The sequence below is a fragment of the Dyella sp. genome, assembly GCF_036568765.1.
Taxonomy (GTDB): Bacteria; Pseudomonadota; Gammaproteobacteria; order Xanthomonadales; family Rhodanobacteraceae; genus GSA-30.
Genome location: NZ_DATCRY010000090.1, coordinates 1 through 6,929 on the forward strand (window position 1 = coordinate 1; position 6,929 = coordinate 6,929).

Below are 6,929 nucleotides of genomic sequence, written 5' to 3' on the forward strand. Positions count from 1 at the left end.
GCATAAGCCTGGCGCACCGCATGTGCCACGACACGATCGCGCACCAGGCGACCGTTGACGAAAAAGTACTGCGAATCGGCCTGGGAGCGCGATGCCGTCGGGAGGCCGACCCAGCCGGAAAGATGCATGCCGGCGGCCGCATGATCGATACGCAGGCTCTGCCCGGGAAACGCTTCGCCCATGACTTCGGCCACGCGCTGCAAGGCAGCATCCTCGTCGCGCGCGGGCTTGAGGATGCGTACGGGCTTACCGTTGTGGTTCAGGCGGAATTCGACGCCCGTGCGGGCCAGCGCCAACGACTTGAGCAAATCGTCGATATGCGCGAATTCGGTGCGCTCGGCGCGGAGAAATTTGCGCCGTGCCGGCACGTTGTAGAACAAATCGCGCACTTCGACACTGCTGCCCTGCGGATGCTGCGCCGGCCGCGCCGCCTGCAACTTGCCTCCGTCGACTTCGATGCGAAATGCGTTATCGGCACCGCGCACGCGAGAAGTCAGCGCGAACCGCGAGACGGAAGACACGGAGGCCAGCGCTTCGCCACGAAACCCCATACTGGCGACGTGCTCCAGATCGTCGAAGCTGCCGATCTTGCTGGTGGCATGGGAGGCGACCGCCAACGGCAACTCCGCTTCGGGAATGCCACCGCCGTCATCGCGCACGCGGATCAGCCGTTGGCCGCCCTGTTCGATATCCACTTCGATGCGCGTGGCGCCGGCATCGAGGCTGTTTTCCACCAGTTCCTTGACCACGGACGAGGGGCGTTCGATAACCTCGCCGGCGGCAATCTGGTTAATGAGGTCGGGGGGAAGCGGACGTATGGAAGCCATCCGCTAAGCTTAGAGCCTTGGGGCCGATCCGAGCTAGATTCAGCTGGAAGGAATGGCCAGTACCATGCCGGTGCGTACCGACGCATCGCCGCTGAGACGGTTGGCGCTTTTCAGGGCGCTGACGCTGACGCCGTACTGTCTGGCGATACTGCGCAAGCTTTCGCCGCGCGCTACCCGATGCAGATCGCGTACATCCTCGTCCGCCGCCTTGGCCACCGTGGCGCTCGCGCTCTTTGCGCCCGCGCTCTTCGGCGAGGGAGCCGGCGCATTATCGTCATCCCCCGCATCGGCGCCGTCGCTGGACGCCACTTGTATGCCGGCGCGACGCGCCGCCTGCGCAGCAAACCAGCTGCCTGGCGGCGGCGTGGCTTCGAAATAGTTCCTCACGCCGCCCATGACCGCCTCGGCCAAGCGCGTCTGGTGGCTGGGATCGCGAAGTTTGCGTTCCTCCACCGGATTGCTGATGAACGCCGTCTCGACCAGGATCGAGGGCACATCGGGCGAGCGTAGCACGACGAAGTTGGCGCGCTCGACATAACCGCGATGCGTTGGGCCGAGTGCACTCAGCGCCTTAAGTACATTACCCGCGATCGACTCGCTTGCCTGCATTGCATAGCCCTGCTGCAAGTCGAGCAGTACGGCGGCAAGACTGTCGTCCTTGTCATCGAGCGAAACGCCGCCGATCAGGTCGGCGCGGTTTTCGCGATCGGCCAACCAGCGCGCCGCTTCGTTGGTCTTGCCGCGCGGCGACAGCACCCAAACCGAGGAGCCCCGCGCGTCGGAACTGGTATAGGCATCGGCGTGGATCGAAACGAACATGTCCGCATTGTTTTCGCGCGCAATCTTGTAGCGCTGCACCAACGGGATGAAATAGTCGCCGTCGCGCGTCAGAACGGCCTTCATACCCGGTTGACGGTTGATCTGCGCAGCCAGTTCGCGCGCAACCGCCAGCGTCACGTTCTTCTCCAGCGTGCCGCCCGGGCCGTGCGAGCCCGGATCCTTACCGCCGTGGCCGGCATCGATGGCAATCACCACTTTGCGGCTACCGTTCAACAATGCGGCGGCCTGCCGCGTCGAGGCCATGCCGCTCTGCGTGCTCTTGATGCTGTTACGGGCGCCTGCCTTGGCTGGCGCGGCGGCGACGGCAACGGCCGGTGACATATCGTCGTCGCTGTTATCGTCGTTGTTGTCTGTAGCGGCCGCCACTTGTTCGACGGGCTTGCTGCCCTGGCCGCCCTTGCCGGGGTAGAGATCGACCACCAGGCGATAGCTGTTGCTGTCGGCGGAAGGCGCGAGCAAGAAATTCTTGTTGCGGCTGGCGGGATCGATCTTGGCGAAGATCAGCACCCGATCGCCCTGTCGCTGCAGCTGAAGACCCTTGTAGAGGCCCTGTCCCCTCGGCGCGGAAAAGCCGCCTGCCAGCGTACTGGCAGGCAGCACGACACTGAGCTGACCGCCATCCTGGTTGACCCGGTAGCTCACCGGGCCGGACAGGTCCAGCACGAGTCGGGTGTATTCCGGGCCGGCCCAGACGCGGGCCGATTTGACGTCGGCAGCGCCCGCCGTACCGGCACATGCCCCTGCCAGCAAGGCAAGGCAAGCAAGAAGACGACAGACGGTGGCGCGGTTTCCCCTCATGGTGCGTTATTGAAGCGCAGCGCTTTGGCGATTACAAGGGGTTTTTCTTTTGAATTTCCGTAACCTGCAAGCTTTTCGTCAGTTGCCGTCCAGGTTTCAGGCGTAAGCCAAAGCACAACCTATCAATTAAAAATATCTTTGAAAACAATTAATTATAAAATGAGCCCCGCAAGAGAATCGCTCAATCGCGCCAGCACGGCTTCGCCGCGCGACGATAGCGCGCTGAACGCCGCCTTGCGCCCTAATCCCTCATACGCCAGGTCCACACGCAGATCGGGAGCAGGCAGAGCCCCCTCGCCACGCTCCGGCCACTCGACAAGCACGAGGGCCGACGGATCGGCCAAGGCATCCAGCCCCAACCACTCCAGCTCGCCCGGATCGGCGATGCGATAAAGATCCAGATGCCACGCGATGCGGGCAGGCAGGCGATAGGATTCCATCAAGCTGTAGGTTGGACTCTTTACACGCTCGCCCACGCCCAGCGCTTGCAGGAAAGCGCGAGCGAAGCTCGTCTTGCCGGCACCCAGATCCCCGTGCAGGTAGATCACCAGCCCATCCTGCAACGATGCCGCCAGCCGCCTTGCCAAGGCAGACGTAGCGGCTTCGTCGGGCAAGCTGAGCAGCTCGGTCGTCCTCATGCGATTTGCTCGTTGAGCAGCCGGCGCAGCGGCACCAGCAGATCGCTGGCCAGCAGGCCTCGCTCGCCATCGCCTGCCACCGCGGCATCGCCCGCGCGAGCGTGCAGCCCCACCCCCAGGCAAGCAGCCTCCCATGCAGACAGGCCCTGGGCCAGCAAGGCTGCGATCACGCCGGTCAGTACATCGCCCATGCCGCCTGTCGCCATGCCCGGGTTGCCCCAGGGGCAGACCGCCAAGCGGCCGTCGGGGGCCGCCATCAGGCTGCCGGCCCCCTTGAGCACCGCAACGACGTTGTAGCGGCGAGCCAACTCGGCGACCGCGGCATAGCGATCGGCCTCGATCGCCTGGGTGGAAACCGCGAGCAAGCGCGAAGCCTCACCTGGATGCGGAGTGATCACCGTCTGCGCATCGAAACGCCGCGGCTCCTTAGTCAGCAGATTCAAACCATCGGCGTCCAGAACTAACGGCTTGCCCGCATCGAGAGCAGTCAGCCATAAGGCATGCCCCCATGCGGCCTGCCCCAGACCCGGTCCCACCGCCAGTACGCCGGCCTTCTGCAACAGCGGCTCGAGCGTCTGCGGGCCGTCAACGGCATGCGCCATCAGTTCCGGCCTGCCACTGTTCAAGGCCACGATGTTCTCGGCCTGAGTAGCGACGCTGACCAGACCTGCCCCGGCACGTAGCGCAGCTTCGCCGCACAGACGAATAGCGCCAGCCGTACCGCGATCGCCACCGATCGCCAGCACATGGCCGTTGTTGCCCTTGTGCGCGTCGCGCGGTCGCGGCGGCAAGCCGTGCGGGGTCAGCACGCTCGCGAACGGCGGCATGCTGGCCCAAAGCGCATCGGGCAAGCCCAGCGCATCGAGTTCGAGCTGGCCGACGTGGGCGACCGCCTTGCCCGTATGCAGGCCACGTTTGGCGGCAATGAAACTCACGGTCACGCTGGCGCGAATCGCCGCACCCGGGCATTGCCCGGTATCGGCGTCCAGGCCGCTGGGAACGTCCAGGGCCAGCACGGGTATGCCGCTTGCGTTGATGCGCTCGATCAGCGCGGCAACGCCTCCTTGCGGGGGGCGCCGCAACCCCGTGCCGTAAAGCGCATCGACAATGACATCCGCCTCCTTTACCAGCGGGGGCGTATCGTCGTCGACCACAGGTACCTGGGCGCCGATGCAAGCCGCACGTGCCTGCGCGGCATCGCCCTGCGAAGGCCCACCGATAGCGAAGACCTCGGCCTGCATGCCGGCTTCATGCGCCAGGGCTGCGAGCAAGAAGCCGTCCCCGCCGTTGTTGCCTGGTCCGGCGTAGACGACGATACGGCGAGCCGATGGCCAGTGCCGACGCAGGCTCGACAACGCGGACCACGCCGCGCGGCGCATCAGTTCATTGCCGGGAATGCCCAGTTCGTCGATCACGCGGCTGTCCAGCGCGCGCACTTGCTCGACGGTGTACAGCGCGTGGCGATGCGTTTGCGAAGTCATCCTGGCGATTGTAGGAGCGACGCGGCGCGAGGCAAGCGCCACGTGCGAAAATGGCTACATGCCCTGCTCTCCCGCCACCCCTGACTACGCCGCGCTGGCGCGCGATATCAAACACTGGGCGCGCGAGCTGGGATTTGCCGATGTCGGCATAGCCGATACCTCGCTGGGCGAGGATGAAGGACACCTCAAGCGCTGGCTCGACGACGGCCATCATGGCGAGATGGACTACATGGCGCGCCACGGCAGCAAGCGCAGCCGCCCGCAAGAACTAGAGCCGGGGACGATCCGGGTGATTTCCGTGCGTATGGACTACGTCCCGCCCGGCACCCGCAACGCCTGGGACGTGCTCGGTGACGCCGATGCCGGCTATGTGGCGCGCTATGCCCTGGGCCGCGATTATCACAAGGTGATGCGAAATCGCCTGCAACGACTGGCGGAACGCATCCGCGAACGCATCGGTGAATTCGGTTACCGCGCCTACGTCGACTCCGCACCGGTATTGGAGAAAGCGCTGGCGCGCAATGCCGGGTTGGGCTGGATCGGCAAGCACACCGTGCTGATCAACCGGCGCGCTGGCTCGTATTTCTTTCTCGGCGAGCTGTATATCGGTCTTCCATTGCCGGTCGATACACCCGCCAGCGCGCACTGCGGCAGTTGCCGCCGATGCATCGATATCTGCCCGACGCAGGCGATCGTCGCGCCTTACCGGCTGGACGCGCGCCGCTGCATTTCGTATCTGACCATCGAATTGAAGGGCAGTATTCCCGAGGAACTGCGCGCTCCCATGGGCAACCGCATTTTCGGCTGCGACGACTGCCAGTTGATCTGCCCCTGGAACAAGTTCGCGCAGGATGCCACTGAGCCGGACTTCGCGCCGCGCCACAGCCTCGACGGCGCGCGCCTGATCGAGCTGTTCGGCTGGAGCGAAGAGGAGTTTCTCAAGCGCACCGAAGGCATGGCGATCCGGCGCACCGGATTCGAAGGATGGCTACGGAATATCGCGGTAGCGCTGGGGAATGCGCCGCGGTCGGAAGACGTCGTTGCTGCGCTGAAAGCACGCGCTGACTATCCGTCGGAGATGGTGCGTGAGCACGTGATGTGGGCGTTGGCCAGGCATGCAGGAGGGATGAGAGGCGAGCCACCGTAACGACAGCTCGCCCCTCCTTCACTCAACCTCACCCTTCCCGCCTCTCCTGAATCGCTGCGATCAGCGCCCGAGTCGACGAATCGAACGTAGCCAATTCATCGGCGCCGCCGTTCAATGCCGGCAGAATCTGTCGTGCAATGGCCTTGCCCAACTCCACGCCCCACTGGTCGAAGGCATTGACGCCCCACAGGTGACCGAGCATGAACACCTTGTGTTCGTACAATGCGATCAATGCGCCGAGCGAATGCGGCGTCAGTTGATCGAGCAGGAATACCGTACTCGGACGGTCGCCATCGAAGGTGCGCTGTGCGGCCAGCGCCCGACGCGAAGCCTCATCGCCGTCCTTCGCTTCGGCCAGGGCTTCGTCGAACGTCTTGCCAAGAGCCAGCGCGGCAGCTTGCGCCAGCAGATTGGACAATAAGGCATCGTTGCTGGCACGCAGGGTATGTCCCGGCTTGACCACGCCAATGAAATCCAGCGGCACCACGTCAGTACCCTGATGTAGTGCCTGGAAATACGCATGCTGCGCATTGGTGCCCACGCTACCCCACACCACGGGAACGGTAACGCCCTCGACTGCTGCGCCAGATGGCGTGACATGCTTGCCCAGGCTTTCCATTTCCAGCTGTTGCAGGTACGAAGGCAAGTCGCCGAGCAGGTCGGCATACGGAATTACCGCGCGACTGGCGTGACCTTGCACGTTGCGATTCCAGTATTCGACCAGCGCCAGCAGCACGGGCATGTTCTTGTGCCAGGGCGCGCTGCGGAAATGGTCGTCGACTTCGGCGGCGCCGGCGAGGAAGGCACGGAAATGCTCCATGCCCACTGCCATCGCCAGCGACAGCCCCACCGCCGACCAGACCGACAGGCGGCCACCGACGAAATCCCACATCGGATAAACATGCGATGCGCCGATGCCCCACTTCTCCGCTTCCTTGACGTTGGCACTGACCGCGAGGAAATGACGCATCGTCGCGCGCGCGTCGCCATCGTAAGCACGCACAATCCAGTCGCGCAGCACCTGGCCGTTGAGCAGGGTTTCCTGCGTGGTAAAGGTCTTGGACACGACAATGACCAAGGTCCGCTTGGGATCGAGCTCACGCATCAGGTCGGCAGCAGCCTGACCGTCGACATTGGTCAGGAAGTGGCTGCGGATACGTGGAACATGGAAGTTGTTCAAAGCATGCGTCGCCAGGCG

6 protein-coding genes are annotated in these 6,929 nt (G+C 64.3%); 1 reads left to right on the forward strand and 5 read right to left on the reverse strand.

Features of this window, described 5'->3' with window-relative positions; translation table 11 throughout:
- From mutL to VIM98_RS06725, 4 genes are all read right to left on the reverse strand, one after another.
- A partial coding sequence (mutL, locus tag VIM98_RS06710) for a DNA mismatch repair endonuclease MutL (RefSeq protein ID WP_331992328.1) occupies window positions 1–827 on the reverse strand: 827 nt, incomplete at its 3' end.
- Between the two features lie 39 nt (window positions 828–866).
- Window positions 867–2,465, reverse strand: coding sequence for an N-acetylmuramoyl-L-alanine amidase (locus VIM98_RS06715; RefSeq protein WP_331992329.1), 1,599 nt, complete (start codon window positions 2,463–2,465; stop codon window positions 867–869).
- A gap of 152 nt (window positions 2,466–2,617) precedes the next feature.
- Entirely contained in the window at window positions 2,618–3,103 is a 486-nt protein-coding gene (gene tsaE / locus VIM98_RS06720; RefSeq protein WP_331992330.1) for a tRNA (adenosine(37)-N6)-threonylcarbamoyltransferase complex ATPase subunit type 1 TsaE, read from the reverse strand.
- Complete coding sequence (locus tag VIM98_RS06725; RefSeq protein ID WP_331992331.1) at window positions 3,100–4,584, reverse strand: NAD(P)H-hydrate dehydratase; 1,485 nt, start codon at window positions 4,582–4,584, stop codon at window positions 3,100–3,102. The genes tsaE and VIM98_RS06725 overlap by 4 nt, the downstream gene beginning before the upstream one ends.
- Window positions 4,585–4,642: 58 nt before the next feature.
- Between VIM98_RS06725 and queG the strand changes: the two genes are divergently transcribed.
- Window positions 4,643–5,731, forward strand: a complete 1,089-nt coding sequence (gene queG / locus VIM98_RS06730; protein WP_331992332.1) for a tRNA epoxyqueuosine(34) reductase QueG — start codon at window positions 4,643–4,645, stop codon at window positions 5,729–5,731.
- 28 nt (window positions 5,732–5,759) lie between these two features.
- Here queG and pgi read toward each other — a convergent pair.
- Window positions 5,760–6,929: glucose-6-phosphate isomerase (pgi, locus tag VIM98_RS06735; RefSeq protein ID WP_331992333.1), on the reverse strand; the 1,170-nt coding region annotated here is incomplete at its 5' end.

What these genes read in the sequence shown, in the direction of transcription:
- VIM98_RS06715 (WP_331992329.1), bottom strand. Translation starts at nt 2,465, where the DNA reads ATGAGGGGAAACCGCGCCACCGTCTGTCGTCTTCTTGCTTGCCTTGCC.
- VIM98_RS06725 (WP_331992331.1), bottom strand. Translation starts at nt 4,584, where the DNA reads ATGACTTCGCAAACGCATCGCCACGCGCTGTACACCGTCGAGCAAGTG.
- queG (WP_331992332.1), top strand. Translation starts at nt 4,643, where the DNA reads ATGCCCTGCTCTCCCGCCACCCCTGACTACGCCGCGCTGGCGCGCGAT.
- tsaE (WP_331992330.1), bottom strand. Translation starts at nt 3,103, where the DNA reads ATGAGGACGACCGAGCTGCTCAGCTTGCCCGACGAAGCCGCTACGTCT.